Raw genomic sequence first — 25,418 nt, 5'->3', positions numbered from 1 at the left:
TCGTACCACGCGGCGGCCCGAGCATCGGGGTACCTACCCCAGCCCGGAGGGCTATTCCATGCCGAACATCGACCCCGCCGTACAGGCCGCAGCCGACCGCGCTGTGCGTCGCGCCAACGCCCGACCCATCGCACCGGAGCCGCAGCGCACCGTGCTCTCCGAGGCTCTGCTAGAGGAGCGAATGAAGGACCACGGGCCAAGCCCGGAGGACCCGGCACTGAACGCCGGACGGGAGGTGCGGCGCGGCTCGAAAAATTCTGCGTCAAAAATTCAGCAAGACGTTATCAAGCTGCGACGCAATCCAACGGAGAACGCAGCACGGCTTGAAATAGCCGCCGGGGAACTTGCCCGAAAGGCTGCGGACAATCAGCTCGCGGTGATCGACGAGACCATCGAAATGTTCGACCGGCGCATCCGCGAAATGGACGCGGAAATCCAAGCGCTCCTGCAGCCGCCGACTGCCGAACTCCGTGCTCTGGCTCCCGAGATTCGCAATTACTTGCGTGGACTTTCGGAAAGTGAGCGGGACGATCTGCTTTCCCGAACGGGCAGCGACGACTACCACGCGCTGATGTATGCCGTGGCGAGCGCACCCGCTTGGATGAGTGGTGTCGCCGAGGGTCAGAAAATGGGAATCAAGGAAACGATCATCGCCCTGCGCAAGCCGGAATTGATTGCCATGCCGGCTCAGTACAAGCGAGAGCGCGAACTGCTGGCCCGGTGCCGCGCCGGTTTTGAAGAATCGATCAACGAGATGGTCGATTTTGAGTCCGTGGAGGCCCTGCGCTCGCTCGCAGGTGAATCCTGATGAGCCGCTACGACGAGGTGAGGCATTTGCTTCCGCCACGGGTGCAGCAGGCGCTGGAAAATGCGCGTCACGAACCGACACGCGAACGCCTGAATGGGTTCAGTTATCAGCTTCGGATGCATGAGCGTGACGTGGGGGTCCTTCGCGACAAAGTAGATGCCAGAGTCGACCGCCGAAGGCAGGAATATGCGAGGCGTGGGCTGACCCCGGACCATCGCGGGTTTGTTACGACCACTATGCGCGAAGAGCTGGAACTTCTTCACAAGTTGGAGTGCGGAGTCGCGGTGGCAGTGGAGGAATACAAGGTTCTTAAGGCGAAGGTGGAAGGCCATGGGACTTAAGGGAATCCGTTGCACGGTGTGCGATCACGCCGACCGCGCCAGCATAGAGCTAGGTGTCGCCAACAAGGTTCCGGCGCGGGTGCTCGCCAAGCGGTATGGTGTGCATCACGACGCGGTTTGGCGGCACGCGAAGAACCACATGCGGCCCGAACTGCACGCGCAGCTAATGACGCGTGGTCGCATGACCCCCGTGGAGCTGGAAAACCTGCGCGTTACCGAGTCGGAGGGCGTGCTACAGCATCTCGTGGCGGTGCGCGCTCGCATGTACAGCCTAATGGACGTTGCCGAACAGCAGGACGACTACAAGGCCGCCGCCGCTATCGGCGAGCGCATCGTAAAGAACCTAGAGACTACGGCGAAGCTGCTAGGCGACCTGAAAACCGGAACGGTTAACGTCACTAACAACCTGCTGGTGATGCCGGAGTTCCATGCGCTGCGTACTTCGATCATGCAGGCGTTGCGTGGTCACCCGGATGCGCGGGCCGATGTAGTGGCGGCGCTGCAACACTTCCAGTCGGCCGAGTTGCCGAACGTCGAAAGCGAGGAAGAACGCGAAGCGGCGGAGCCGACTCTGGCAAAGGCGCGCGAGGTAACGCGGCGCAGTCGCGCCAAACGCCAGGTCATCGAAGGGGAGGCGACTCGTGTCGGCACTGGCTCGTGACCTCTCACGAATGCTCGACCCCGCCAGCATCATGGCTGACGCTGGTATGCCTGCGGACCCGTGGCAGCGGGACGTACTGAACAGCGATGCACGGCGGATGCTGCTGCTTTGCTCGCGCCAGTCCGGGAAGTCCACTACTTGCGCATCGCTCGCGGTGAATCAAGCCATCTATGACCCCGGCCTTGTGCTGCTTATCGCGCCAGCCCAACGGCAGAGCGCTGAGTTGTTCCGCAAGGTCAACGAAGTCTACCGGGCGTTGCCGAACGTGCCCCGCATCGTGCAGGAAAGCGCCATGCGCATGGAACTGGCGAACGGCAGCCGCATCATCGCGTTGCCCGGTACCGAGGGCACCATCCGGGGGTATAGCGGTGCCAAGACTGTGATTGTGGACGAGGCGTCGCGTGTCGAGGATGCATTGTTCGCTGCCGTGCGCCCCATGCTGGCGACCACAAACGGCCGCTTCGTTGCGTTGACCACGCCCTATGGCAAGCGCGGATGGTTCTACGAGTCGTGGGCATTCGGCGAAGGCTGGCACCGCACGCAGGTAACCGCGCACGACTGCCCGCGCATCGATGCCGGGTGGCTGGCCGACGAAAAGCGGCTGATCGGCGACTGGCAGTTCCGGCAGGAGTATCTCTGCGAGTTTGTCGATACGGACGAACAATTCTTTTCCAGCGAGCTAATCGAAGCCGCTATCAGCCACGAGGTCGCCCCGCTGTGGAGCTAGAAACTACTTCCATGTTTGAAACGAAGGATCACCGACTGGGTGGTCCTATAACGCTGCTGCATAGGCGCAGCTACGCCGTCGGCATCGACGTAGGGCAGGCGCACGACCCGACCGCGATCTGTGTGGCGTCGAAAGTCGTCACGACGGCGATGAACCCGACGTTCGCTGAGTTGAACCCATATCCCCAGCCGCGTTACGAAGTGGCGCATCTCGAAAGGCTCCGGCTCGGAATGCCGTACCCCCAGCAGGTGGACCACCTGGAGGCACTGCTGGGCCGCAGCCCGCTAAACCGCCTACAGCCGCGCGTGCTGGTCGATTACACGGGCGTAGGCCGCCCTGTCTTTGACATGTTTGCCGGCCGCAGGCTGCTGCGCATGGCGCAGGGCGTGGTGATTACCGGCGGGCGCGAGGTTTCGGGCAACCGGGCAGGATGGTCGGTACCGAAAGGGGAACTGGTGTCGAAGCTGCAAGCCCTACTGCACTCGGGTGACCTTCGCATCGCTGCCAGTCTGCCCGATGCGGCAGTACTGGCCCGGGAACTGCAGGATTTTCGCGTGCGCTTTACCGAGGCGGGCAATGCCACGTTCAACGCCCGCGAAGGGGCGCACGACGACCTTGTTCTGGCTCTGGCGCTCGCTGTGTTCGGCTTGTCTCGGCCGGAGCCGGTGGACGCCGTGCGGGTGGCGTGGGCGAGGTGATACTAGTTCAGTGAGCGCAGCCGAATGTACTGCCGGAGAATCGGATTGACGAATTCGTAGACGCCCTGTCGTTCGGACACTCGCTCAAGTACAGGGCCTGACTTCTCTTCAACAAGTCGTGGGATTAGTTGATCCACGTACTCGATATCTAGGTCCATGGCATCTTGACGAGAATTTTTCAGCACGATTCTCCCAATCTCATCGGAGAACATGCTCTCCTCGCCCGATTGCTCGGCGAGTAAGTGAAGTAGAAGTTGTCTATCAGAAGACCTTCCGATGGCCCGCTGATAGGCCTGCTCAAGTGTCGGAAAACCTTCGCCGCGACCCAAGCGTTCTTTAACTTCAAGGACGATGTCCTCGTCTATCACTTTTGCTCCGCGAGCATTTGCAACGCTCACGCATTGTTTGCCAAGCAACTGTACGAAGTAGGGAAATCCCTGGCCCATATGAGCAATTAGCGGCGCAACCCCGGGCGTGAATTTTAGTTCGCCCTTAAACAGTTCTGCTGCACGCGTAATGATTGCTTCGGATTCACCCGGTTCCATCGGCTTAACTGGAAGAGTTCCTTGCTCAATCAGTCGCTCCACTGAGTTGTGATCTTTAACGAGATCGGAAAGATCTCTGCCAACGCCACATACAGCGAATTTTACTTCGGACGTTGTAAGTGACTTGATGAGAGATCCGATACCGTTCTTGTCTTTAATAACATCGAACTCGTCAAGAATTATCAGAATTCCATCGCGTTTCATTCGCTTCTTAACTTGGTTTGCGACTACAGAGTCAACAAAGTTGCGGAATGTCTGAACGATATCGTTGGGTACTACTTTTGCGTATTTCGTGCTCTCGATACCTTTCGCGCCCCAGTTGACTACTTTAAGGTCTGCCCCTGCTGATGTTTCTTTTGAGCGGGTGAATTCGATAATTTCTTTTCCATCATCTGGAACAAGGCGCAGCAAACTATCTTCTTCGTTCTGATCGTTGCATAAGCGAGAAAGAAGGTCTCGCCCATTCTCAATCATCGAATCGCAGGTATAGAAAACAGTCAAGTACCTTCTTGGGTTGTTGGGAATCAGATGGGCAAGTCCTGCTCGCTTGGCAACGGTGTAGTCACCGAGCGCCATTTGCTGTATCTGGCGGAGCAAAGATGACTTTCCTACGCCGCGCTTGCCATAGACGGAGATGAGGCCTGTGGCTGCATTGATTGAACTAATGCACTGCTCAATAAGTCGCGTGCGACCCACGAAGCGTTCCGGGTCTCGAATTACATCCGCTGTAAAACCAATCTCGGGGTCGATCATGGGTGCGCTCCAGATAGTGTTCTGAGAATCGCGGAGCTGTTTTCGCATGTCAACCGCGCTTCGCATTCTTCAATCTCAACTCGTGCGACTAGTGGCCGGAAGAATCGGCCTAGGCAATGTCGCCGGGGAGGGCTTTATGGATCGATGGAACTGGGTAGCGGTTCGGGCCTACGGCCCCGCCGCATTCGCGCTGCTGGTGGCGCTGGTGTCGGTGGCCGTGCTTTCGCAGTGGCAGGCAAGCCCGTTGCTGGCCGGGTTCGTGGTGCTGGGGCGCTGGGTGCCGCTGCTGGCGCTGGCGGCGACGCTGTGGCTGGTGGCTGCGCCGACGTACAGGCTGGTGCAGTGGCAGCGCGGCCAAGGGTTCGATTGCCCGCGTTGTGGCGGGCCGCTGGGGCACGAGCGCACGGGCTACGCCAGGCGGGGCGGTGCGTACCGGCGCTGCTATGCGTGCGGCGACAACGTGAACCACCGGCACTATGAGTAACGCCGCATAGCGCAGGTTACGGGCCAACTACGGGCCAAAACGTGTTGCAGAAAAACGAAGGGGTTAGGCCGCGAAGCCTAACCCCTTGTTTTATTTGGTGCCGAAGGTGGGACTCGAACCCACACGGTTTTAAGGCCGGCGGATTTTGAGTCCGCTGCGTCTACCATTCCGCCACTTCGGCGCGGACGCGGAGTATAGCCGAGCCCGGCCCCCGACCGACAGGCCCGGGGCTGGCCTCAGTTGACCTGGTCCGTCCCCAACAGCCGCTCGCCACGGCGCTGCCAGCCTTCGGCGCCGGCCTCTTCCTCCGGCGTGAAGATCCCGCAGCGGACCATCGTGCGCTGGTAGACGTGCAGGCTGACCGCGATGGCCTTGTCGCTCGGATTGCGGATGGTGTGGTACTCGTGCGGCGGAATCAGGCTGCCCGCCGAGCCCGTGCCGGCCTCGATCGTCCCCGCCGGGATGAAGCGGTAGCGCACGTCGTCGTGCTCGGCCAGCTCGTACTGGGTGATTTCCAGCCGCCCGCGCCACACGCCTTCCACGCACCACATGCCCGAATGATCGTGGATCTTGGTGCCCTGGCCCGGGCCCCACGTCATCGCGATCACGCTGTAGCCGTGCTCAGGACTGGTGTACAGCTCGCGGCGCGCGTAGTGGTCCGAGATCGGCTCCAGCACACAGGCCGGCAGGCTGACCTCCTCGTCGCAGATCAGTTCGCACAGCGACTTGCGCAACGCATCGGTGACGGCACGGTCGTCGCCCAGGGCGACGGCGGCATCCAGCGACGCGACCAGCTTGTCGGCGCCGGGGAAATCGAGGGTCATGGGATGGCCCGCTTGAGAATGTGCGGCCATTTTAGCTGGCTGGGGCGGGGAGGGGTTTTGCGGTGCGGGATGGGGGGCTTTTCCCTCGCCCCGCGCGCGGGGAGAGGGTGCCGAAGGCGGGTGAGGGGCGAGCGGAGTGGGAGCGCATCGGCGCGGGGACAGACACCGCGCTCGCCCCTCATCCGCCCCCGTATCGAGTACGGGGCAGGCTCTCCGGGCACCTTCTCCCCGCCCCGCGGGGAGAAGGGAAATGCAGGCGTCAGAGACTGCCCAGGAAGTCCGCCACCGCCGGCCCGAACCGCCCGAAATCCACCAGGAAGGCGTCGTGCCCCTGCGGCGATTCCAGCGGCAGGAACTCCGCCTGCGCCCCGCCGGCCGCCAGCCCTTCCGCGATCTGCTGCTGCTGTTGCAGCGGGAACAGGATGTCGGTGGTGGCGCCGATGGCCAGCGCCCGCTGCACGCGGAGCTTCGCCAGACCCTTCTCCACGTCGCCGTCCGCGTACTCGGCCAGATCGAACCAGTCCATCGACCGGCTGAGGTACAGATAGCAGTTGGGATCGAAGCGGCGCACGAAGCGGCGCGCATGGCCTTCCAGGTAACTCTCCACCTGGAACTCCAGCCCGAACGGCTCTTCGTCCGGGCGGTCCGACTCCAGCCGCACGCGACCGAAACGGCCATCCCATTCCAGCGCCGAGCGGTAGGTGATCACGCCTAGCTTGCGCGCCATGCGCATGCCGGATTCGGGGTACGTGTCGTCGTCGTACTGGCCGCCGTTCCAGTTGGGATCCAGCCGGATCGCCTCGCGCTGCAGCGAGCGGATGGCGATGGAGAACGGCAGCGCCTGCGCACTGCCCGAGATGTTGATGTGCGTGCGCGCCGCGCCCGGGTGCAGCAGCAGGTAGGCCAGCGCCGTCATGCCGCCCATCGAATTGCCGATGATGCAGGCCAACTGCTCGATGCCCAGCCCGCGCACCACGTCGAAGGCCGCGTTTGCGCCGTCTTCCGCCGACAGTTCGGGGAAGTCGAGGCGGTACAGCGCGCCGGTGTCGGGATTGATCGAGGCCGGACCGGTCGAACCCTTGCAGCTGCCCAGCGAGTTCACGCACACCACGAACCAGCGGTCGGTGTCGATCGGCTTGCCCGGCCCGAGCATCGCCTCCCACCAGCCTTCGGCCTCGTTGCCCGGATTGCGTGCCGCATGCGCATCCGGCGACAGCCCGGTGACGATCAGTACCGCGTTGTCGCGACGTTCGTTCAACGTGCCCCAGGTCTCGTACGCCATCCGCGCCCCGTGCAATGTCCCGCCACGTTTCATGCGGAACGGCGAGGGCAGGGGATGGAAGCGGGTGCCGGGGGGGATGAATTCGGTCATCGCGGCAGTGTAGGCAATGCGACGGGGCGACGCCATTTCATGGGTGAGTCGCGGTGTTGCATATTGGGCGGAAGCGCTCCGCTTTCCCCTCGCCCTGCGCAGCGGGGAGAGGGTGCCCAACGGGCGGGTGAGGGGCGAGCGGAGTGGGCGTCCTTGCGCTGCGATGGACTGTCAACGCGCGCCTATGACGAGGCGTGAAGGGTTCTGCGCGAAGAGCGCCCCTCATCCGGCCTTCGGCCACCTTCTCCCCGCTGCGCAGGGAGAAGGAAAAGCAGCGCTGCGGTGCGCTAGTGCGTTACGGCACCACGCGATCGATCATCAGCGTGTAGGTGTTGCCAGCCTTCACCTCAGCGGTGACGGCGGTGGCTTCCAGGTCGCCGGTCTGCGCGGCGGGGCCGTTGCCCTTGGCGATGCGGGCGACCAGTTGCACCTGCGGCAGCTGCGACAACTTCAGTGTCGGCATCGGGCTGTCGCCGTCGCCGAGCGGGACGGTGACCGGGAACGCCGATACCGGCAGGCGCTTGGCGGCGACCGGCATCGGTGGGCCGCCCACCTGGCGGGCGAACACGAACAGCGTGTCGCCCGGGGCCAACTTGTCCTTCAGTGCCGGTGCCAGGTCCACGGTCACCGTCAGCAGCGCAGGTGCCGTGTCGGCGACAGGCGTCGGTGCGGCGTCCGCCAGCGGCGGCAGGCCGGCCTCGGCGCGGGCTTCATTGATCTGCGTGCGGAGGGTGGCGGCGGTGTTGGGATCGACCTTGGCCAGCAGCGGCTCCCAGGTCTTGGCGGCTTCCGCGTGCTTGCCCTCCTGGCGCTGCGCCAGGCCGACGAACCACAGCGCACGCTGATGGTCGGGATTGATGGCGATGGCCTTGTCGAGCAGTGCGACCGCCTGCGCATCGAGCTTGCGGTCGGCGTTGTTGAACAGCCGTGCCTGCGCGGCTTCGACCAGCAGGTCGGCGTCGGTGGGCAGCAGCTGCACCGCGCGCTCGAATGCTTTCTGCGCATCGCCGTAGCGCTGCAGCGCGGCGTACGACTTGCCGAGCAGGCGCCAGCCTTCGGGTTCGTTCGGCTGCTTCTTCAGTTCGGCTTCCAGCTGCGCGACGGCGTCGTCCAGCGTGGCCGGCATCGGCGTGGCCGCCTGCGGCTCCAGTGCGGCCGGCGTGCCGACCGCGCGGTACAGCGCGAACGTGGCGATGCCCAGCGTCGCCACGCCGGCCAGCACCAGGCCGCGCGCATCGCGCCACAGCGGCCACAACACCGCCAGCAGCACGGCCAGGGACAGCACGATGGCGAGGATCACGAAAGCGGTCATCACCACTCCTGGTCGGTGTCGTCGGTGGCGGGCGCGGGTCGCTTCGAGCGCTTCGCCACGATCAGGCCGACCCACACGCCGCCGGCCAGCAGCAGGAACAGCGGGCCGAACCACAGGATGTAGGTGCCCGGCGCGACCTCGGGCTTGTACAGCACGAACTCGCCATAGCGGTCGACGAGGAACTGCTTCACCTGCGCGTCGTTCCTGCCCTGGCGCATCAGGTCCAGCACCTCGCGGCGCAGGTCATGCGCGATCTGCGCATTGGAATCGGCCAGCGACTGGTTCTGGCACATCACGCAGCGCAGCTCGGCGGTGAGCCTGTGGAAGCGCGCTTCCTCGGTGGCATCGATGAACTGCAGCGGAGTGGGATCGCTGGCCTGCGCGAACGCGGGGAGGGTGCAGAGCGCCAGCAGCAATGCGAGCACGCACCGTAGAGCCGAGCTTGCTCGGCTGCTCTTCGTTGCGGCATCGCGCAGCCGAGCAAGCTCGGCTCTACGGGGGAGCCGTGGTGTCGGGAATGCGCTCATCGACCGGCTTCGATCTTTTCCAGCGCCGGGATCAGCTGGTGGTCGATGATGGCCTGGTCGATCGCGCCGACGTGCTTCCAGCGGATGATGCCGTTGCCGTCGACCAGGAAGGTTTCCGGCGCGCCGTAGATGCCCCAGTCGATCGCGGTGCGGCCTTCCAGGTCGGCGACCACCATCATGTAGGGGTTGCCGAACTGCTCCAGCCAGCGCAGCGCGTCCTCGCGTTCGTCCTTGAGGTTGTAGCCGATGAAGCGCACGCGCTTGGTCAGCGCGAACTTCGTGAGGATCGGATGCTCGACGCGGCATTCCGGGCACCAGCTGCCCCACACGTTCATCACATAGGGCTGGCCGGCGAGGTCGGCGTTGGTGACGCGTCTGGCCGGGTCGTGCAGCAGCGGCAGCTCGAACGCAGGCGCGGGCTTGCCGATCAGCGGCGACGGCAGCGCGTCGCGGCCGGCACGGTCGGATTGCGATACGCCGTAGTACAGCAGGCCCATCAGGCCGACGAAGAACAGGCCGATGATGACCAGCGCGAACGTCAGCGCGCCACGCGAGCGTGGCGGCGACGGCGGGAGTTCGGAAGCGTTGTTCATGCGGGACGCGCCTCGGCATTCTTGTGGTTGCGGAACCGGCGGTCGACGGCGGTGACAAAGCCGCCCAGCGCCATCAGCGCGGCGCCGAGCCAGATCCAGCGGATGAAGGGTTTGAGGTGCACGCGCAGCGCCCAGGCCCCGTCGCCGAGGGGCTCGCCGATGGCGACGAACACGTCGCCCAGCAGCCCCGGCTTGATGCCGGCTTCGGTCATCACCTGGCCACCGCTGGCGTAGGCGCGCTTCTCCGGGTGCAGCAGGATCACCGGCTTGCCATCGCGCAGCACCTGCACGTGGCCACGGTCGGACAGGTAGTTGGGCCCCTGCGTTTCATCGACGCCCTGGAAATGGAAACCCCAGCGGCCGACCTCGACGGTCTGGCCCGGCTTCACCGCCAGTTCGCGCTGCACGTTGAGGCCTTCGACCAGCAGTGCGCCGACCAGGAACACCGCAATGCCGGTATGCGCCAGCGTCATGCCGAGCATCTCCGGGGTGAAACGGCCATTGGCGCGCAGGCGCTGCCAGAGGAAGCGCAACGTGCCCAGGCCGACCCAGGCCGCGCCGAGGATACCGGCGGCGACCTTAAGCTTGCCCTGCGGCGCCATGAAGTAGGCGATGACGGCCAGCACCAGCGCCAGCCCGGCCCACGGCAGCAGCATCGCGAAGGGTTTCGACAGGTTGTCGCGCTGCCACTTGGTGATCGGCCCGAACGGCACCAGCGCCACCAGCGGTGCCATCAGCACGATGAAGAGCAGGCTGAAGTAGGGCGGGCCGACCGAGATCTTGCCCAGGTCCAGCGCGTCGGCGATCAGCGGATACAGCGTGCCCAGCAGCACCATCGCGCAGGCCGCGGTCAGCAGCAGGTTGTTGGCCAGCAGCAGCGTCTCGCGCGAACTGGCGGCGAAGTACGACTTCTCCGATTCGCCGTCGGCCAGTTGCGGCGCGCGCAGCGCGTACAGCAGCAGCGAGCTGCCGATCACCACGCCGAGGAAGATCAGGATGAACACGCCGCGGGTGGGATCGGCGGCGAAGGCGTGCACGCTGGTGATCACGCCCGAGCGCACCAGGAACGTGCCCAGCAGCGACAGCGAGAACGCGGCGATGGCCAGCAGCAGCGTCCAGCCACGGAACGCGCCGCGCTTCTCGGTGACCGCCTGCGAGTGGATCAGCGCCGCGCCGACCAGCCACGGCATGAAGCTCGCGTTCTCGACCGGGTCCCAGAACCACCAGCCGCCCCAGCCCAGCTCGTAGTACGCCCACCAGCTGCCCAGCGCGATGCCCAGCGTCAGGAAGCCCCAGGCCACGTTCGTCCACGGCCGCGTCCAGCGCAGCCAGCGCGCATCGACGTGGCCGTCGAGCAGCGCGGCGATGGCGAACGCGAACGGCACCACGAAACCCACGTAGCCCACGTACAGCAGCGGCGGATGGATGATCATCCCCGGGTCCTGCAGCAGCGGGTTGAGGTCGCGGCCTTCGCCGGGCGAGGGCAGCAGGCGGACGAACGGATTGGAGGTGAAGATCAGGAAGGCGAGGAAGCCGATGGCCACCACGCCCATCACGCCGAGCACCCGCGCCATCACCACCTCGGGCAGGCGGCGCGAGAACAGCGCGACCGCGGCGGTCCACAGCGCCAGCACCAGCGCCCACAGCAGCAGCGAGCCTTCGTGCGAACCCCACACGGCGGTGTAGCGGTAGACCATCGGCAGCAGCGAGTTGGAATTGTCGGCGACGTACTTCACCGAGAAGTCCTGCTGCACGAATGCCACCGTCAATGCGATGAAGGCCAGCATCACCAGCCACAGCTGCGCATAGGCGGCCGGGCGTGCCACGTTCATCCAACTGGCCTTGTTGCGCTGCGCGCCGGCCAGCGGCAGCACCGACTGCAGGATGGCGACCAGCAGCGCCAGGATCAGCGCGATTTGTCCGAGTTCAGGGAGCATCAGTCATCCAGTTGCGGTGCGAACGGACGCAAAAGCGCCCCTCATCCGGCCTCCGGCCACCTTCTCCCCGCAGGCGGGGAGAAGGGAGCTTCCAGCAAGAGCAGTAGAAGTGGTGCTTTGGCTTGATCTCGCAAGGAGAGGCCACGTGCGCATTCCCTCTCCCTGCGCAGCGGGGAGAGGGTGCCGAAGGCGGGTGAGGGGCGAGCGGAGACGGGGCGGCGTCCGCAATCCGGGAAGAAGCAACGCGCGCGGTAGTTCGCGGGGCGCACGGAGAGCAACGGCAAAGGCGCCCCTCATCCGGCCTCCGGCCACCTTCTCCCCGCTGGCGGGGAGAAGGGAACAGATGGCATCGGCGGGGAAATGGCGCGGAGCGTGCGGGTCGAAGCGGTGTGCGTATTCCATTCCCTCTCCCTGCGCAGCGGGGAGAGGGTGCCGAAGGCGGGTGAGGGGCGAGCGGAGACGGGGGCGCGTCGAAGAGCCCGGCAGACTCAACAGGCGAAGGACTTCCCGTTGCGCAACGAGAGCAACGACAAAAGCGCCCCTCATCCGCCCTTCGGGCACCTTCTCCCCGCGCGCGGGGAGAAGGGAGTTGCAGGCAGGTGCGAGCATCAATTCGGCGACCCCGCCGGCGCGGCCTGCACATCGTGCTTCTGGTGCGCCTTGCCCATCTTGTCGGCGACTTCCTTCGGCATGTAGGCCTCGTCGTGTTTCGCCAACACGTCGGTGGCGACGAACACGCCGTCCTGCATGGAGCCGGTGGCGACCACGGCCTGTCCCTCGCGGAACAGGTCGGGGAGGATCTTGTCGTAGCGCACCGTCAGCTGCGCATCGCCATCGGTGACGCCGAAGTGCGAGACCAGCGAGCCGGGTTCGCGCTTGAACGAGTTCTTCTCGACCATGCCGCCGAGGCGGAAGCGGGATTCGCCGGCTTCGCCACGCAGCACTTCGGCCGGGGTGTACAGGTAGGCCACGTTGCGCTGCAGCGCCATCGCGATCAGCGTGGTGGCGATGCCGGCCACCACGACGGCAAGCAGCACGAACAGCAGGCGGCGACGGCGCACGGGATTCATCGGTCAGCGTTCCAGGTCGGCGGGGGCGGCGCTGCGGCGCGCATCGCGCGCCACGCGTTGGCGGACGGCGCGCAGTTCGCGGCGCACCTGCAGGCGCGGGGCCAGGAAGTCCCAGCCCAGCACGATGGCGAACACGGCGTACGCGCCGATGACGTATTCGAGGTAGCTCACGGCGCGGCCTCCTTCGTGGCGGCGAGTTTCGCCACCCAGTCCTTGCCGGCCTCGCGGCGCAGGTTGTCCGCGCGCGCGCGCGCCAGCAGCGAGCCGGCGAACCAGAACTTCGTCGCGATCAGCATCAGCACCAGCGGCAGGATCATGCTGTCGTCCATGCTGGACTCGCCGAACACGCGGATCGTCTGGCCCTGGTGCAGCGAGTTCCACCACACCACCGAGTAGCGGATCACCGGCAGGATCGCCACGCCGACGATGGCCAGCAGGCCGGCCGCACGCGCGGCATTGCGGCGGTCGTCGATGGCGCCGTACAGGCCCATCACGCCCAGGTAGAGGAACAGCAGGATCAGTTCGGTCGTCAGGCGCGGATCCCAGTCCCACCAGGTGCCCCACATCGGCTTGCCCCAGATGCTGCCGGTGGCCAGGGTGATGACGGTGAACGCGGCACCGGTCGGCGCGCAGGCCATCGCCAGGATCTCGCACAGCTTGATGCGCCAGACCAGTGCGATGGCCGCGTAGAACGCCATCAGGCCGAACACGAACATGCTCATCCACGCGCTGGGCACGTGGATGTAGAGGATGCGGAAGCTGTCGCCCTGCTGGTAGTCGGCCGGCACGACGAACAGCGCCTGCCACAGGCCAAGCCCGAGCAGCACGATCGCCGCCAGGTAGCACCACGGCGTCCAGCGCGCCGCGAAACGGTCGAAGTACGGAGGCGAACCGAGTTGGTGGAACCAGCGGACGAGAGGATTCATGCGGCGGCGGTCTTCAGGTCAGGGCGATGCGGATCGCCGCGGCGGCGGCCAGCGGCGCCAGCAGCAGCGAGAGCAACAGGCCGGCGGCCAGCCAGAGGAGGGCGCCGGAGGCATCCAGCCCTTGTGCGCTGGCGGCGACGGCACCCGCGCCGAACACCAGCACGGGCACGTACAGCGGCAACGCCAGCAGGGCCACAAGGATACCAGAGCGCCTCATGCCGACCGTCAGCGCGGCGACCACCGCACCGAGCAGGCTCAACAGCGGCGTGCCGAGCGCGAGCGTGGCCAGCAGCATCGGCAATTCGCTGCGCGGCAGGTGCAGCATCTCGCCGAGCAGCGGTGCGGCGAGCACCAGTGGCAGCGCGGTGGTGGCCCAGTGCGTCAGCACGCGCACCAGCACCAGCCAGGCCAGCGGCACCGGTGCGAGGATCCACTGTTCGAGCGAACCGTCCTCGGCATCGCCACGGAACAGCGTGTCCAGCGACAGCAGGCCGGCCAGCAGCACCGCCACCCACACCACCGCAGGCGCGACCTTCGACAGCACCAGCGGCGCGGTGCCCAGGCCGAGCGCGAACAGCACGACCACCAGCAGCGCGAACAACGCCGGCTGCAGCGCATCGCCACGGCGACGCCACAGCAGCTGCACGTCGCGCACGACGAGCGCGCGCGCGGTCTGGAACAGGGACGGCGCGGCGCTCAAGCGTCAGTCCCCATAAAGCAGCCCCTTCCCCCGCATGCGGGGGAAGGTTGGGATGGGGGCGAAACGTAGTCATGTGCCACGGCCATGGCACGGGAATTCCACATGCGTCGTCCCTGGATACCCGACACTTGATGCGGGAACGCGCCGGCGCATCGACGTGCGCCGGTCTGCCTCCACCCCAACCCTCCCCGGTGAACAGGGGAGGGGGCGGTATGCAGGGGAGTCGGGAACACCGCCCCCGGACTCATGCCGTGCCTCCCCGTTCCAGCACCAGCATCCGCGTCTGCACCGGCGGTGCGGCGTAGGCGCCGTGGGTCGTGACCAGTGCGGCGCCGCCGTCGCGCAGGTGCGCGGAGATCATCCGGTTCACCAGGGTGATGCCGTCCAGGTCGAGGTTGGCGTAGGGCTCGTCGAGCAGCCACAACGGTGAGGGCGACAGCCACAGGCGCGCCAGCGACAGGCGCTTCTTCTGCCCGGCGGAGAGCTGGCGGGCGAGGGCGTCCTCATAGCCGGCCAGGCCGACCATCGCCAGCGCATTGCCCGGCATCTGGCGCGCGCGGCGGCCATGCAGGCCGCAGAGGAAGTTGAGGTTCTCGAGCGTGTTCAGGTCCGCCTTCAGCGCCGGCAGATGACCCAGGTAGGCCATCGCATGCGCCCGGCGCGACGGCCCGGCGGGCTGGCCGTCGATGTCGATCTGCCCGGCATCGGCACGCAGCAGGCCGGCCAGCACGCGCAGCAGGGTGGTCTTGCCGACGCCGTTGCCGCCCTGCACCAGCAGCGCTTCGCCCGCATCCACGGCGAAATCCAGCGGCCCGAACACCGGCTCGTCGTTGCGCGAGAACGCCAGGGCGCGGGCGGCCAGCAACGGCGGGTGGCGGGAAGCGGCGTCGGTCATCGGATCGGGCGTTCCCGGGCGGGAGGCTGGGGTGTCCTGGCGGTTCAGCCGCCCATTCTAAACGGAGGTGCCGGCCCGGCCGCCTGCGACATACGGTCGCGGCGGGTAATCCGTGGTTACTGGCCCACCCAGTCGGTATACGGATCGCCGTCGGCCTGCGGCGGGCGCGGCCACATCATCCGCAGCCGCACCGGCGTATCGGCGGACCAGAACAGCGTGCCGCCCTGGCCGAATTCGCGGGCCAGCGCGTCGGCCTGCTCCGGGGTGGCGTCCAGCACCAGGCAGCCGTGTTCGACCATGCCGCCCTGGTTGTTGCAGCCCAGCGCGGGATGGAACGCCAGCCCCAGTGTGTGCAGGCGCGCGTGCAGGCGCTCCTGGGCCTCGTCGTTGAGATGCCGCGGCGTGTCGCCCGGCGGCGGATTCCACGCCGTGATGAACAGATAGCGGCTGGCGATGACCTGCCGCTCGACGTCCTCGGCGGTCATGCCGGTGCGGAACAGCCACTCCTGCCGGCCTACGCTGACGAAGTAGTGCGCGGCGGCCCAGGCGGTGGCCAGCCGCGCGCGTTCCTCTTCGGGGACATCCCCGGTTCCGGTGCCGTCGGCGGGAACGCTGTGTTCGGCCATGGCGGCATCATCGCGCGTAATGGCGAGCGCGTACACTCCGCCTTCCCCCTCATCGAGTACCTGAACCGGGATGTTCCAGCCCCAGACGAAGCTGCCCAAGGTGGGCACGACCATCTTCACCGTGATGTCGCAGCTGGCCGCCGAGCACGGCGCGGTCAACCTGGGGCAGGGTTTCCCCGATTTCGCGGTGCCGTCGCGGTTGATGGACGAACTGGACGCCGCCATGCGCGCCGGCCACAACCAGTACGCGCCGATGACCGGCGTGGCGCCGCTGCGCCAGGCCATCGCCGAGAAGGTGCTGCGTTGCTATGGCCGCCAGGTGGACCCGGACACCGAGATCACCGTGACCAGCGGCGCGACCGAGGCGCTGTTCAACGCCATCCATGCGGTGGTGCGTCCGGGCGAAGAGGTCATCGTGCTGGACCCGGCCTACGACAGCTACGAGCCTGCGATCGACCTGGCCGGCGCACGCGCCGTACACGTGCCGCTGGATCCGCAGACCTTCGCGGTGGACTGGGACCGCGTGCGCGCGGCCATCACGCCGAACACGCGCCTGCTGATCGTCAACAGCCCGCACAACCCGTCCGGCGCGATGTTCGACGCCGCCGACATCCGCGCGCTGTCCGCGCTGCTGGAAGGCACCGGCATCTACCTGATCTCGGACGAGGTGTACGAACACATCGTGTTCGACGGCCGTCGCCACGAATCCATCCTGCGTTATCCCGAGCTGGCGGCGCGCGCCTTCGTGGTGTCCAGTTTCGGCAAGACCTACCACTGCACCGGCTGGAAGATCGGCTATGCGATCGCGCCGCCGGCGTTGAGCGCGGAGTTCCGCAAGGTGCACCAGTACAACGTGTTCTGCACGTTCGCCCCGGCGCAACACGCCTTCGCTGCGATGATCCGGCAGGAACCGGAGCACTACGAGCAACTGGGCGAGTTCTACCAGGAAAAGCGCGACCGTTTCCGCGAGCAGCTGCTGGGCACGAAATTCAAGCCGCTGCCGGTGCCGGGCGGTTACTTCCAACTGGTGGATTATTCGGCGGTCAGCGATTTGCCGGATGCCGAGTTCGTGAAGTGGCTGACCATCGAGCATGGCGTCACGGCCATTCCGCTGTCGCCGTTCTACGAGACGCCGCCGGCCGGGCAACGCCTGGCAAGGTTGTGCTTCGCGAAGAACGAGGCGACGCTGGATGCGGCGATCGCGCGGTTGAAAGCACTCTGATCGTCGTCCCAGCGAAGGCTGGGACCCATGGGCTTCTGCTTCGCTGTTCACTGGAAAGCGGCAAAGCCAATGGATCCCAGCTTGCGCTGGGATGACGTGGAAAACATTGCGATCGTCGTCATGCCGATGGCGGTCTGGAGACAGAACCCATGCAGGACCTCCGCATTTCCCTCGTCCAGGGCGAGACGCGCTGGCACGACCCGGCGGGCAACCGCGACTACTACGGCGGTCTGATCGCGCCGTTGGCGGGGCAGAGCGATCTGGTGATCCTGCCGGAGACCTTCACCAGCGGCTTCAGCAACGAGGCGATCGACCAGGCCGAAGGCATGGAGGGCGCCACCGTGGCGTGGATCCGCGAGCAGGCGGCGAAGCTCGATGCCGCCGTCACCGGCAGCGTGCAGTTGCGCACGGCGGAGGGCGTGTTCAACCGCCTGCTGTTCGCAACGCCCGATGGCGAGCTGCAGACCTACGACAAGCGCCATCTGTTCCGCTACGCCAACGAACACAAGCGCTACGCCGCCGGGCGCGATCGGCTGACGGTGGAGTGGAAGGGCTGGCGGATCAATCCGCTGGTCTGCTACGACCTGCGCTTCCCCGTGTTCGCACGCAACCGCTACGACGTGGAGCGTGCCGGTCAGCTGGATTTCGATCTGCAGCTGTTCGTGGCGAACTGGCCGGCGGCACGGGCGTATCCGTGGAAGACGCTGCTGCGGGCGCGGGCGATCGAGAATCTGTGCTACGTGGCGGCGGTGAATCGTGCGGGCACGGATGGCAACGGACACGAGTACAGCGGTGACAGTGCGGTCATCGACATGCTGGGGCAGCCGATGGTGGAGTTGCCGGCGGGCGAGGGCGTGGTGACCACGGTGATCTCGGAGGAGGCGCTGGCGGCGCATCGGGAGCGGTTCCCGGCGATGCTGGATGCGGACCGGTTCGAGTTGCGCTAAGTCGAGCGCCTCTCCTCGAAGTTAAGTCCGTCGAGGTGGAGTTGAGTCCCTCTCCCGTCGGGAGAGGGGTTGGGGTGAGGGGCAACGGAGTCCTGTTCTCCAGGTCGCCATTGGCTGTCACCACGTCCGCGACGGCATTGTTTTCATGGCCTCGCGGGATAATTTTTCACTCCGTAGACATGGCGCCGCTCGCCGCGGAGGCCCTACTTTCTTTGCTTGTGCAAAGAAAGTAGGCAAAGAAAGCACACCCCGGCGGTCCGCCCGCCGCACGCGGCGGGTGCGCAGTCCCGGCAGGAATTTTCGTGCGGGGCATCCCCGTATCGAGTACGGGGCAGGCTCTGCCCCGTACGAAAACGGCGCACGTCCTGTGCGCCGCCCTGCGGGTTTTACCCGCCGTGACTGCCGGACCTCAGGGGCCCCAAGAGCCGCTTTCGCTGTTGCTCACGCTTTCCGGGTCCCCATGAGGCATGGCGAGTGGGCCGGGCAAAACCCGAAGGGCGCCGTCATGGATGACGGCGTTTCCGTATGGCACATGGATGTGCCTTACGGAAATTCCCGGCCCACTTGCGGACCCGGAGCGAAGCGCAGGGCGTGCCGCCTCGGGCGTGTTTCTTTGGTTCCTTTCTTTGCACGAGCAAAGAAAGGAATGCCTCCGCGGCGAGCGGCACCATGTTCCAGACAACCAAGATCGATCCTGCAAGGCCATGAAAAAAGCCATCGCGGATCTTGCCGCCACCACGTCAAGCCCCAAAACAACGACTTCGTTGCCCCTCACCCCAACCCCTCTCCCGGTGGGAGAGGGGCTTAGCCTGCCTTCTGCGGCAGGATCTGGCACACCGCCTGGCACATCACCAGCACGCGCCCCGCGTCGTCACGTACTTCGCCGGCGAGGAACAGCTGGTTGCGCGTGCGCTCTACCAATTTCGCATGACAGGTGATGTGCGTCAGGTCTGGCGTCACCGGGCGCAGGTACTGCGTGTTGAGCGATGTCGTGACGCTCGGCGGTGCGATCAGGTACGAGAACGGCCCCAGCGTGTTGTCCAGCGCCGCCACGATGAAACCGCCCTGCATGTACCCGATCGGATTCTGGTAGCGAGCCAGTACCGGGAAACGCATCGCCAGCGACTGGCCTTCCACGTACTCGAGCGGCTCGCCCTGCATGTCGAGCAGGCAGGGTGGCGGGATCTGCAGTGGGGCGCCGGCCGGGAGCCGGGCAAGCAGCAGGGCGTTGATGTCGGTTGTGACGTCGCTCATCGGGTGAAGCTCAGTTCGAACGAGGTGAAGAACGGCGCACGCGGTGGCGGGGACAGTGCGCTGCTGGCGATCTGCTTCTGCACGCAGATCGCCAGCGGGGTGCCGCCTTCGCGCCAGGTGCGCACCACCTTGCCGGTCGTATCCAGTTCCGCCACGACCACGAACGGCGAGGTGTCCGCTGTCGGCGTGGCGCAACCGGCGATGGCGGCTTCCAGTGCTACGCCCTGCGCATCGCGCATGGCGCTGGCTTGGGCGGCGGGCAACGAGGCTTCGTCCGTATCCGCGCGCTGCTTGGCGCTCGCATAGTCCGCAGGCGACTGCGCATGCGCCAGCGAGGCGCAGCACAGCGCACAGACGAGCAGGAGGCGTCGCATCACCGTGCTCACGGCGCCTGCGGCGCTTCGATGCGCCAGACCTTGCCGTCGTCCTCGTCGGTGAGGACATAGACGCTGCCGTCGGCCGCCACGCGCACATCGCGCACGCGTTCGCCGATCTCGTTGAGCAGGCGTTCTTCGCCGACGATCCTGTCGCCGTCCAGGGTCAGGCGGATCAGGTTGCGCTCGGCCAGCGCGCCGAGGAACAGGCTGTCGTTCCAGGGGCTGTCTGCCTTGCCGGTGAGGAAGGCCATGCCGGAGACGCCGGGCGACTTCTCCCACAGGTGGTAGGGCTGTTCCATCCCGTCCTTGGCCTTGCCTTCCGCTTCCGGGATCGGTTGGCCCGAGTAGTTGATGCCGTAGGTGATGATCGGCCAGCCGTAGTTCTTGCCGGCTTCCGGCAGGTTGATCTCGTCGCCGCCGCGCGGTCCGTGCTCGCTCTGCCAGATCTTGCCGGTGCGGGGATCGCGCGCCATGCCCTGCATGTTGCGGTGGCCGTAGCTGTAGATCTCGGGGCGCGCGTCGGCGCGGCCAACGAACGGGTTGTCCTGCGGCACGCTGCCGTCCAGGTTCAGGCGCACCAGCTTGCCCTGCAGCTTGCCGAGGTCCTGCGCGGTCGGGCGCTGGTTGCGCTCGCCCTGGCTGACGAAGACATGGCCTGCATCGTCGAACACGATGCGCGAACCGAAGTGGTTGGGGCCTTCAAGCTTGGGTTCCTGCCGGTAGATGACCTTGACGTCCGCCAGCGTGTCGCCGGACAGCGTGCCGTAGGCGACAGCGGTGCCGGCCGTGCCGTTGTCGCCGGGCTCGGCGTAACTCAGGTAGATGCGACGGCTGCTGGCGAAATCCGGTGCCAGCACGACGTCGAGCAGGCCGCCCTGGCCGGTGGCCCACACCTTGGGCACGCCGGCGATGGGCGCGGACACCGCGCCATCGGCGCCGACGCGGCGCAGTTGTCCGCTGCGCTCGGTGACCAGCATGGCGCCGTCGGGCAGGAACGCGAGGCTCCACGGATGGTCCAGCCCGCTCGCCACGCGGGTCACGCGGATCTGGCCCTTGGCGCTGGCCAGTGTCTGCGAAGGCTGGCTGGCCGGTGCGGCTTGCGCAGCGGCCGGCGCAGCCCCTTTCGCAGCATCGCCGCTGGCGGAGGAATCGCAGGCGGCCAACGGCAGCGCGAGGAGGAGGGCGGTGGCGAGTCGGTGGTGGGCGTTGCGCAACGTCGTGTCTCCTGTGGGGGAAAGATCAGCGGTAACCCGCGGCCTGCAGTTCGAACAGTTCGGCGTAACGGCCGCCGGCGGCCATCAGTTGTTCGTGCGTGCCACTGGCTTCCAGGCGGCCCTGGTCGAGGACCAGGATGCGGTCGGCCATGCGGACGCTGGAGAAGCGGTGCGAGATCAGCACCGCGGTCCGATTGTCCGACAATTCCTTGAAGCGTTGGAAGACCTCGAACTCCGAACGCGCATCCAGCGCCGCGGTCGGTTCATCCAGGATCATCACCTGCGCGTCGCGCATGTAGGCGCGCGCGATGGCGATCTTCTGCCACTGGCCGCCCGACAGGTCGACGCTGTTCTTGAACCGGCGGCCGACCAGCTGGTCGTAGCCACGCGGCAGGCCGGCGATGACCTCGTCGGCCATCGCGCGCGCGGCGGCGGCGCGTACGCGTGCCTGGTCGTCCATCGCCTCGATGCGGCCCACGCCGATGTTCTCGCCGGCGGTGAGGTGGTAGCGGACGAAGTCCTGGAAGATCACACCGATGTTGGCGCGCAGGTCGTCGAGGTCGTACTCGCGCAGGTCGCGCCCGTCCAGCAGGATGCGGCCTTCGTCCGGGTCGTACAGGCGCGCGAGCAGTTTGACCAGCGTGGTCTTGCCGGCGCCGTTCTCGCCCACCAGCGCCAGCACTTCGCCGGCCTGCAGTTCGAAGTCGAGATGGCGCACGGCCCAACGTTCCGCATCCGGATAGCGGAAGCCGACGTTCTCGAAGACGAAGCCCTGCGTGATCGGGCGCGGGATCGGCACGGCATCGGCGGGCGAGGTGATCTCCGCTTCTATCTCGAAGAACGAGAACAGGTCGTCCAGGTACAGCGCCTGGCCGGCCACCTGCGAGAAGCCGATCAGCAGGCCTTCCAGCAACTGGCGCAGGCGCAGGAAGCTGCCGGCGAGGAACGTCAGGTCGCCGATGCTGAAGTCGCCACGCACCGTGCGCCAGGCGATATAGCCGTAGGCCACGTAGTAGCCCAGCGTGCCGAGCGCGGCGAGTACCGTGCCCCACAGTGCACGCCGGCGCGCCAGTGCGCGGTTGGCAAGGAAGAACTTGTCCGCCAGCGCGCGGTAGCGTTCGATCAGGAAACGGTGGAGGTTGAAGATCTTCACCTCCTTCGCCGTTTCCACGCTGGCGCCCATCTGGCGCAGGTACTCCAGCTGGCGCCGTTCGGGCGTCCACTGGAAGTTGAGCGAATAGCCCAGCGCATTGAAGTGCGCCTCGCCGACGAAGGCCGGGATCAGCGCCAGTGCCAGCAGCGCGATCAGCCACGGTGCATAGACCAGCAGGCCGGCGGCGAAGGCGACCACGGTGATCGCATCCTGCACCTGGCCGAACAGCTGGCTCATCAGGTTCATGCGGCCCATCGTCTGGCGGCGCGCGCGGTCGAGCTTGTCCTGCAGGTCGGGATCTTCGAAATCCTCGAGGTCCAGCGTGGCCGCGTGTTCCATCAGCCGCACGCTCGTCGCGTTGGTGAACAGCTCCGACAGCAGGGCGTCGGCGTAGCTCACCAGCCGGCCAAGCAGGTCGGAACCGATGGCCAGTGCGAATTCCAGCGCCAGCAGCGTCGCCAGCGTGTCGAGCTGCCCGCTGCGCCACGCGTCGCCCAGCGAACCGAAGTCCAGGCCCAGGCCGACCAGGCGGATGGCCTCGTCGATGATCAGCTTGGCGATGTACAGCGTCACCACCGGCACGAACGCGCGCAGCAGGCGCAGGCCAAGGCTCGCCAGTGTCAGCGGTCGGCTGGTCTGCCAGATCTGGCGCAGGAACGGACCGAGGTTGCGCATCGCATCGAAGCGCTCGCGCAGGTTGGGCGTGGGGCTGGCGGTGCTGCGCGGAGAGGGCATCGGCGTTGGGTTGGCGGCGGCGGAGCCGCGATGCGGGTAATCTAGCCCAACTGACAGGGGGTCAAGATGAAGAAGTTCATCGTCGCCGCGTGCCTGCTGCTGGCGGGCGGGCATGCGGTCGCTATGGAGAAAGTTTCGTACCAGGCGAAGCAACTCGCACAGCAGGAGGGACGAGCGCGTGTTGTGGTGCTGATGGATGAACGTGGTCCTGGCGTCGCAGGCGCATTGCGCAATGCCGTGATCACGAAGGAGCAGCATGTGCGTGGTCGCGCCGATGCGGTGCTGGGATCGCTGCCCGGAAGCGGGTATCGGCTGCACCGCCGTTTTAGCCGGGTGCCGGCCATGGTGATCGAGGCGGACGCCGATACGCTGCGCCGGCTGGAGCGCAACGTATGGGTGCGCAAGGTGGACATCGACCGTGGCGGCACTGGCGGTGCGGTCGCAGCGGACGAAAGCTCGGTGCTCAATCGCGTCGACCTGTTGCAGGGGGTTGGCCTGGACGGGAGCGGCATCAAAGTCGCCGTCGTCGATACCGGGATCGATACGGATCACGCGGATCTGGTGCCGCGTGTGGTGGCGCAGCAGTGCTTCTGTTCGTCCATCTCCGGCAGTGGTGGATGCTGTCCCAACGGGCAGGCCAGCCAGTCGGGCGCCGGGGCCGCGGAAGACGACCACGGCCATGGCACCAATGTGGCGGGCATCATGGTGGGCGCTGGCAACGTCGCGCCACGGGGCGCGTTGCCGGCCTCGCAACTGGTCGCCCTCAAGGTCATGGACGGTGACAATGGCTTCTGCTGCATGTCGGACGTCGTGGCTGCGCTGGACTGGATCGCGACGCATCACCCCGATACTGATGTGGTGAATCTCAGCCTGGGATCGTCGGACCTGTTTCCGGGCAGTTGCGATGCTTCGGCGTCCTATCTGACGGCATTGAAGATCTCGGTCGACAACCTGATGTCGCAAGGCACCGTCGTGGTCGCCTCCAGCGGCAACCAGGGCGATCTGCAGCGGATGTCGGCGCCCGCCTGCCTCAGCAACGTCCTGGGCGTCGCGGCGACCTGGGACATGCCGGGCGGTGCGACGACGTTCCTGGGATGCACGGAGACATCGCGCTCCCCCTACCAGCCCACCTGCTTCAGCAACCGCAGTACCACGACCTCGCTGTTCGCGGCCGGCGCGTTCGTCCGTTCCACGGGCGTGAATGGGGGCGTGTCGACGTATGGCGGAACCTCGCAGGCCGCGCCCATGGTTGCCGCCTGCGCGGGCGCCTTGCATCAGGCGGCGCCACGGGCGACCGTCACCCAGCGCATGGACGCCCTGCGCCTGTCCCAGGCGCGCCTCGCCGACCCTGCAACGGGACGCACCTATCCCTTCCTAGACTGCATCGATGCAGCACGCCTGCTGGATCCGGCCCGCTTCCTGGTGCGCGTGAACGGTGCGCAGCCGTTGATTCCGGGGCGTCCTGCGCAGTCATTGCCTGCAGCGGTCATCCCGGTGTTGAAGCCCGCCCGCGCGAACCCGCAACCACGCACGGACGACATTCGCGGCGTGCGGGAGCGCCAGCTGATCCGTTGACAGTTGCGCGCAAGGATGCCGACGGCCGCGACGACGGGTGTCATCGCATTGCAACGGCGGGGCCCAGCGGTTGGATGTCGAGCGACTGGCCCGGCTCGACACGTTCGCCGCCACGCACGATCAGGCGGTCGCCTGCGGCGACGCCGCCGCTGACTTCGACCAGTCCATCCACTTCGGCGCCGGTCTTCACCGGGACGCGTTCGGCCTTGCCGGCGGTGTCCACGCGCATGACGAAGTCGCCCTCGCGGCGCAGGACCACCGCGTCGCGTGGCACCGCGACCACGGTACGCGTTTCCGCGCTGGGCAGGCCCACGTCCACGGCGGTGCCGACCGGAATGTCCAGGCCCTGCACGGCGATGCGCAGCTCCAGCTGGCGCGAGGCTTCGTCGCCCACGGGTACCAGCGCGCTGACGGGATAGGTGGCTTCTTCGCCCGCGCTGCGCACGCGTACGTCGGTGCCGGCGCCCAGGTGCCGGGCGAGGTCAACCGGTGCGCGCACGCGGACTTCCTGCGCGCCGATGTCCACCAGGCGTGCCACCGAGCCGCCGGTGACCAGGTATTCGCCGAGCTGGGTGTGGCGCTCCGCCACGATGCCATCGAACGGCGCACGGATCACCATCTGCGTGCGCTGGTGGCGGGTCTGCGCCAGCTGTGCCAGCACGCGTACGCGTTCCTGCACCAGCACGTCGCGGTCGGCGCGCAACTGCTCGTACTGCGCGCGGGCGATGTTCTGCTGTGCCGCCAGTTGGGCGTAACGCTGCTCCTGCCGGTTGGCGAGCGCCAGCTGGGCCTGGATGCGGGCCAGATCCGCTTGTCCTTCCTGCTCGCGCAGGCGCAGCGCGGTGTCGTCGAGCACCGCCAGCGCGTCGCCCTTGCGCACGCGCTGGCCGATCTCCGACACCTCGACGACGCGACCATCGTGCTCGCCCGCCACGCGGGCGTCACGGCGGCTGATGACGCTGCCCGGCGACCAGTGGCGCGGCGCGAACGCCGTGTTGACCGCGGGGGCCACGCTGACGATGGCAGGCGGCGCGTCCGGCTTCGTGGAAGGTGCGCTGGCGTCGGCGTCCCGTTTCACCAGGGGGAGGGCGAGGACGCCGGCCAGCGCGATGGCGATGAGCAGTTTGGGCAGGGAACGCATG

General features: G+C 66.7%; 27 protein-coding genes and 1 tRNA gene. 9 read left to right on the top strand and 19 right to left on the bottom strand.

Annotated features, from left to right (window positions below; all coding sequences use genetic code 11):
• Positions 1-58 precede the first annotated feature (58 nt).
• Genes ACGHX3_RS12025 through ACGHX3_RS12005 form a run of 5 tightly spaced genes read left to right on the top strand, consistent with a single transcriptional unit; the run spans position 59 to position 3,235 of the window.
• On the top strand, positions 59-808 hold the full coding sequence (locus tag ACGHX3_RS12025) for a hypothetical protein (protein ID WP_394695100.1): 750 nt from the start codon (positions 59-61) through the stop codon (positions 806-808).
• Complete coding sequence (locus tag ACGHX3_RS12020) at positions 808-1,149, top strand: hypothetical protein (RefSeq protein ID WP_394695099.1); 342 nt, start codon at positions 808-810, stop codon at positions 1,147-1,149. The genes ACGHX3_RS12025 and ACGHX3_RS12020 overlap by 1 nt, the downstream gene beginning before the upstream one ends.
• On the top strand, positions 1,139-1,810 hold the full coding sequence (locus ACGHX3_RS12015) for a hypothetical protein (RefSeq protein WP_394695098.1): 672 nt from the start codon (positions 1,139-1,141) through the stop codon (positions 1,808-1,810). Before ACGHX3_RS12020 ends, ACGHX3_RS12015 begins: the two co-directional genes overlap by 11 nt.
• 10 nt (positions 1,811-1,820) lie before the next feature.
• Positions 1,821-2,537 (top strand): phage terminase large subunit, encoded by a 717-nt coding sequence (locus ACGHX3_RS12010; protein ID WP_394695097.1) that lies wholly within the window; start codon positions 1,821-1,823, stop codon positions 2,535-2,537.
• An 11-nt stretch (positions 2,538-2,548) separates the two neighbouring features.
• On the top strand, positions 2,549-3,235 hold the full coding sequence (locus tag ACGHX3_RS12005; RefSeq protein ID WP_394695096.1) for a hypothetical protein: 687 nt from the start codon (positions 2,549-2,551) through the stop codon (positions 3,233-3,235).
• 2 nt (positions 3,236-3,237) lie between these two features.
• Here the strand turns inward: ACGHX3_RS12005 and ACGHX3_RS12000 are convergent, their stop codons facing one another.
• A complete protein-coding gene (locus ACGHX3_RS12000) occupies positions 3,238-4,533 on the bottom strand; it encodes a hypothetical protein (protein ID WP_394695095.1) in 1,296 nt (431 codons plus the stop codon).
• Between the two features lie 136 nt (positions 4,534-4,669).
• Here ACGHX3_RS12000 and ACGHX3_RS11995 point away from each other — a divergent pair, with 136 nt between their 5' ends.
• On the top strand, positions 4,670-5,017 hold the full coding sequence (locus ACGHX3_RS11995; RefSeq protein WP_394695094.1) for a hypothetical protein: 348 nt from the start codon (positions 4,670-4,672) through the stop codon (positions 5,015-5,017).
• Between the two features lie 95 nt (positions 5,018-5,112).
• Here ACGHX3_RS11995 and ACGHX3_RS11990 read toward each other — a convergent pair.
• From ACGHX3_RS11990 to ACGHX3_RS11930, 13 genes are all read right to left on the bottom strand, one after another.
• Positions 5,113-5,198: transfer RNA gene (locus tag ACGHX3_RS11990), tRNA-Leu, on the bottom strand.
• Positions 5,199-5,253: 55 nt separating this feature from the next.
• A complete protein-coding gene (locus ACGHX3_RS11985) occupies positions 5,254-5,841 on the bottom strand; it encodes a cysteine dioxygenase family protein (protein WP_213604900.1) in 588 nt (195 codons plus the stop codon).
• A gap of 259 nt (positions 5,842-6,100) precedes the next feature.
• Positions 6,101-7,213: a homoserine O-acetyltransferase gene (locus tag ACGHX3_RS11980; RefSeq protein WP_394695093.1), complete on the bottom strand. Its 1,113-nt coding sequence runs from the start codon at positions 7,211-7,213 to the stop codon at positions 6,101-6,103.
• 295 nt (positions 7,214-7,508) lie between these two features.
• Positions 7,509-8,525: a tetratricopeptide repeat protein gene (locus ACGHX3_RS11975; protein WP_313928350.1), complete on the bottom strand. Its 1,017-nt coding sequence runs from the start codon at positions 8,523-8,525 to the stop codon at positions 7,509-7,511.
• Positions 8,525-8,950: a cytochrome c-type biogenesis protein gene (locus ACGHX3_RS11970; RefSeq protein ID WP_394695092.1), complete on the bottom strand. Its 426-nt coding sequence runs from the start codon at positions 8,948-8,950 to the stop codon at positions 8,525-8,527. Before ACGHX3_RS11970 ends, ACGHX3_RS11975 begins: the two co-directional genes overlap by 1 nt.
• Before the next feature lie 98 nt (positions 8,951-9,048).
• The gene (locus ACGHX3_RS11965) at positions 9,049-9,549 is read right to left on the bottom strand and encodes a DsbE family thiol:disulfide interchange protein (RefSeq protein ID WP_394697283.1); all 501 of its coding nucleotides are present in this window, start codon (positions 9,547-9,549) and stop codon (positions 9,049-9,051) included.
• 92 nt (positions 9,550-9,641) lie between these two features.
• Positions 9,642-11,582 carry a heme lyase CcmF/NrfE family subunit gene (locus ACGHX3_RS11960; RefSeq protein WP_394695091.1) on the bottom strand — a complete coding sequence of 647 codons (1,941 nt, stop codon included), beginning with the start codon at positions 11,580-11,582 and terminating at the stop codon, positions 9,642-9,644.
• Positions 11,583-12,190: 608 nt separating this feature from the next.
• Entirely contained in the window at positions 12,191-12,652 is a 462-nt protein-coding gene (gene ccmE, locus ACGHX3_RS11955) for a cytochrome c maturation protein CcmE (protein WP_394695090.1), read from the bottom strand.
• A gap of 3 nt (positions 12,653-12,655) precedes the next feature.
• Complete coding sequence (gene ccmD, locus ACGHX3_RS11950; protein WP_162336423.1) at positions 12,656-12,823, bottom strand: heme exporter protein CcmD; 168 nt, start codon at positions 12,821-12,823, stop codon at positions 12,656-12,658.
• Entirely contained in the window at positions 12,820-13,578 is a 759-nt protein-coding gene (locus ACGHX3_RS11945) for a heme ABC transporter permease (RefSeq protein WP_394695089.1), read from the bottom strand. Before ACGHX3_RS11945 ends, ccmD begins: the two co-directional genes overlap by 4 nt.
• A 13-nt stretch (positions 13,579-13,591) precedes the next feature.
• Complete coding sequence (gene ccmB / locus ACGHX3_RS11940) at positions 13,592-14,278, bottom strand: heme exporter protein CcmB (protein ID WP_394695088.1); 687 nt, start codon at positions 14,276-14,278, stop codon at positions 13,592-13,594.
• A gap of 244 nt (positions 14,279-14,522) precedes the next feature.
• Entirely contained in the window at positions 14,523-15,173 is a 651-nt protein-coding gene (gene ccmA, locus ACGHX3_RS11935; protein ID WP_394695087.1) for a heme ABC exporter ATP-binding protein CcmA, read from the bottom strand.
• Positions 15,174-15,289: 116 nt separating this feature from the next.
• Positions 15,290-15,799: a DUF3293 domain-containing protein gene (locus ACGHX3_RS11930; protein WP_213602656.1), complete on the bottom strand. Its 510-nt coding sequence runs from the start codon at positions 15,797-15,799 to the stop codon at positions 15,290-15,292.
• Between the two features lie 70 nt (positions 15,800-15,869).
• On the opposite strand from ACGHX3_RS11930, the gene ACGHX3_RS11925 reads away from it, so the two are divergent.
• Both ACGHX3_RS11925 and ACGHX3_RS11920 read left to right on the top strand, forming a co-directional pair.
• Entirely contained in the window at positions 15,870-17,021 is a 1,152-nt protein-coding gene (locus ACGHX3_RS11925; protein ID WP_394695086.1) for a pyridoxal phosphate-dependent aminotransferase, read from the top strand.
• A 149-nt stretch (positions 17,022-17,170) separates the two neighbouring features.
• Complete coding sequence (locus ACGHX3_RS11920) at positions 17,171-17,968, top strand: amidohydrolase (protein ID WP_394695085.1); 798 nt, start codon at positions 17,171-17,173, stop codon at positions 17,966-17,968.
• A gap of 804 nt (positions 17,969-18,772) precedes the next feature.
• On the opposite strand, the gene ACGHX3_RS11915 is transcribed toward ACGHX3_RS11920, so the two are convergent.
• Genes ACGHX3_RS11915 through ACGHX3_RS11900 form a run of 4 tightly spaced genes read right to left on the bottom strand, consistent with a single transcriptional unit; the run spans position 18,773 to position 22,701 of the window.
• Positions 18,773-19,222, bottom strand: a complete 450-nt coding sequence (locus ACGHX3_RS11915) for a PaaI family thioesterase (RefSeq protein ID WP_394695084.1) — start codon at positions 19,220-19,222, stop codon at positions 18,773-18,775.
• Complete coding sequence (locus ACGHX3_RS11910; RefSeq protein WP_394695083.1) at positions 19,219-19,596, bottom strand: hypothetical protein; 378 nt, start codon at positions 19,594-19,596, stop codon at positions 19,219-19,221. Before ACGHX3_RS11910 ends, ACGHX3_RS11915 begins: the two co-directional genes overlap by 4 nt.
• A gap of 8 nt (positions 19,597-19,604) precedes the next feature.
• Positions 19,605-20,813: a PQQ-dependent sugar dehydrogenase gene (locus ACGHX3_RS11905; RefSeq protein WP_394695082.1), complete on the bottom strand. Its 1,209-nt coding sequence runs from the start codon at positions 20,811-20,813 to the stop codon at positions 19,605-19,607.
• Between the two features lie 25 nt (positions 20,814-20,838).
• A complete protein-coding gene (locus ACGHX3_RS11900) occupies positions 20,839-22,701 on the bottom strand; it encodes an ABC transporter ATP-binding protein (protein WP_394695081.1) in 1,863 nt (620 codons plus the stop codon).
• A gap of 66 nt (positions 22,702-22,767) precedes the next feature.
• Between ACGHX3_RS11900 and ACGHX3_RS11895 the strand changes: the two genes are divergently transcribed.
• Positions 22,768-24,276 (top strand): S8 family peptidase, encoded by a 1,509-nt coding sequence (locus ACGHX3_RS11895; protein ID WP_394695080.1) that lies wholly within the window; start codon positions 22,768-22,770, stop codon positions 24,274-24,276.
• 40 nt (positions 24,277-24,316) lie between these two features.
• Here ACGHX3_RS11895 and ACGHX3_RS11890 read toward each other — a convergent pair whose 3' ends face one another.
• The gene (locus tag ACGHX3_RS11890) at positions 24,317-25,417 is read right to left on the bottom strand and encodes an efflux RND transporter periplasmic adaptor subunit (protein ID WP_162336432.1); all 1,101 of its coding nucleotides are present in this window, start codon (positions 25,415-25,417) and stop codon (positions 24,317-24,319) included.
• Position 25,418 lies beyond the last annotated feature (1 nt).

Origin of the sequence: Pseudoxanthomonas japonensis (genome assembly GCF_043632995.1) — a bacterium.
Classification (GTDB): domain Bacteria; phylum Pseudomonadota; class Gammaproteobacteria; order Xanthomonadales; family Xanthomonadaceae; genus Pseudoxanthomonas_A; species Pseudoxanthomonas_A japonensis.
The sequence above is the reverse complement of the archived record's forward strand: the minus strand, read 5'-3'. Positions and strand labels throughout refer to the sequence as shown.